General features: G+C 40.4%; 4 protein-coding genes. All 4 read right to left on the bottom strand.

What is annotated here, in order from left to right:
- Nucleotides 1-195: 195 nt before the first annotated feature.
- Complete coding sequence (locus AACS90_RS21785; RefSeq protein WP_099123643.1) at nucleotides 196-618, bottom strand: tail fiber assembly protein; 423 nt, start codon at nucleotides 616-618, stop codon at nucleotides 196-198.
- Between the two features lie 2 nt (nucleotides 619-620).
- Entirely contained in the window at nucleotides 621-1,223 is a 603-nt protein-coding gene (locus AACS90_RS21780; RefSeq protein WP_241538343.1) for a tail fiber protein, read from the bottom strand.
- 146 nt (nucleotides 1,224-1,369) lie between these two features.
- Nucleotides 1,370-1,753 (bottom strand): hypothetical protein, encoded by a 384-nt coding sequence (locus tag AACS90_RS21775; RefSeq protein ID WP_099123641.1) that lies wholly within the window; start codon nucleotides 1,751-1,753, stop codon nucleotides 1,370-1,372.
- 38 nt (nucleotides 1,754-1,791) lie between these two features.
- Nucleotides 1,792-2,179 (bottom strand): phage head closure protein (locus AACS90_RS21770; protein ID WP_339373638.1); only part of this gene is annotated, 388 nt, incomplete at its 5' end.

Raw genomic sequence — 2,179 nt, 5'->3', positions numbered from 1 at the left:
CACACGTTACATGAAACAGTCACACGTAACCATTGTTGTCGGTATATGTGGCAACTGCTCAGTAATGTGAAAAAATTCTTGAAAAAATCTGCAAATAGACTCTTTCAGAGAAAGTAAATCGAGTGTCCCACTATTATGAAAAGTTATTTAGACATCCATGTCTATAGAACATATGCAGTGATCGCTACCTTGTCATTATTTCGGTTGTTCAGGCCATTTAATATCAGGCGCAAGGGAATAATCAATTCGATTGAGCAACACCCTGTATTTACGCCATTCTATGAGCGCCATTCTCTCCTCATCTGTAGCGAGATCTAAATCAACAGCATCCTGTAGTGGTGCTATTGTATTTGCAGCCTGCAACATTAGATGCTGTTTCTTTCGTTCAGCCGAACGTTGTAGTTCTTTTTGAGACAGTGGAGGAATATCGCTCCAGATGGGTAAACCATCAGTGCCAGCAATTCGAATTTTACCTTTTGGGGCTATATTTCCAGCGAATTCTAACCAAATACAATCATCTACTTCTATAACATCTTTAGGAAAACTTCCTGCATTAATATAATCTTGTTTCAATTTATCAGGATAAAAAGCGTTTTCTGTTGGGCTATAGTAATACATAATTAATATCCTATTACTATACAAGCTGTCGGCAATTTATTGTCAACAGTTACTTTTAGATTTACGTTATCTAATAGTTCTGCTGAGCCTGAATAAGTATCTGCGTTATGGTTTAATGCTTGGCTGGAGTAGCCTAAAGCCCATAATCCTTTATTGGGGAATTTAATCGGTAGAGGAAAAATATATGTCCCATATCCTTCTCCTTGTTGACCAAAAATACCCCATTGAATAATTAACCCGGTATCACCGCATTTCCACCAACCATTTTCAGATAATAATGCTGTATTTTTAATTCGTGTTAATGCTTCCATTAATCCAATATTTTTTACAAACGCTGTTTTATCAGTAATATCGGCACCATTTTGGTCTTTAGACAACCGAGAGTTAGCATTATCATTTATTATCTTAACAGCCTTGGATGTTACCGCAGTTAACTCACTGTCGCTATCGGTCTCATTACTCAGTGTAACCAATCCCGGCTCTACCTGAGTGGCATAAGGGTGATTACGGCTTGCAGCGTGTTCTGCAATGGCTTCTTTGATTGCCTTTCTGACATCGTCCATTGTTGGAACGTCAACGGAGCTATTACTGTTTTTAGTGCTCATATTCATTCCCTCATCTAATCAACAATACACATTGCTAAATAACATGAAGGCGGTGGGAGACTTCTCCGCCGGTGAACATCAATAAATTGGTTCATCAATACGGGAAAGTACGGCTTGATTTACTTAGTAAATTAATAAACTGTCTGTTATGCTTCTGTGGGTGTAAGTGTAAAAATCACCTTTTCGAACGTGTATATATCGTATATACCCTCGTCTGTTGTGTATGTTCGCACTCCACTCATAATGATGCTTCCATCAGCCGTTCTGATACCATTCCAATAGTCTGCTATGACGTGCTTTCTTGAGGCAGGAGGGATAGGCGCTAGAATGGCGAAGAAACTTATTTGAGCTGGCCAAGCTTGAGCGTCAGCAGCAAATCTATACTGCCCTGATATCTGGTCATAGTGAACTCCTCCTGTGAGGAGATTGTTACTGATAAAAGAACCACTAAATGTGGCTAACTTATCAACACTGTCAGTTATTGTAAGAGTGTGATCTTTACTTATATAAATACCATCTACTGAACCCATAATATTCCCCTCTCATCATTAGTTAATAATGCGTTTTATTAAATAACCCATGCTAAAAAATGAATACTTAAAGCATCGTAATAGAACGTGCTAATTATTAAATAACAATAAATGATATCCGGCATCACGGCCTGAATGGTGTACGTTTTTTGCCTGAAGACAATGTCCATCGCGGGCTGGATGTCCGCCCGATAACGTATCCAGAACCGGACAAGGCTCTCAGACAGTACCGCTTTAGAAGCCACTAACTCGCGACCGCTGATAAATTTGACCTCAGCCCAGACGGTCGCCACGGTATAGCGCTCTTTGATGACGCTACCGGCGGGGGTCTGGTTAGCCCGGATAGCCTGAATCTCTATCCGATGGCGAAGTCGGCCAATATCCATAGACACCTCACAGGCGGTAGCGTTTATAGGGTTGCAGCAG

The organism is Xenorhabdus sp. KK7.4 (genome assembly GCF_963876465.1).
GTDB classification, from domain to species: domain Bacteria; phylum Pseudomonadota; class Gammaproteobacteria; order Enterobacterales; family Enterobacteriaceae; genus Xenorhabdus; species Xenorhabdus stockiae.
The sequence above is the reverse complement of the archived record's forward strand: the minus strand, read 5'-3'. Positions and strand labels throughout refer to the sequence as shown.

Coding starts and splice junctions, on each gene's coding strand:
- AACS90_RS21775 (WP_099123641.1), bottom strand. CDS start 1,753: ATGGGTTCAGTAGATGGTATTTATATAAGTAAAGATCACACTCTTACA.
- AACS90_RS21780 (WP_241538343.1), bottom strand. CDS start 1,223: ATGAGCACTAAAAACAGTAATAGCTCCGTTGACGTTCCAACAATGGAC.
- AACS90_RS21785 (WP_099123643.1), bottom strand. CDS start 618: ATGTATTACTATAGCCCAACAGAAAACGCTTTTTATCCTGATAAATTG.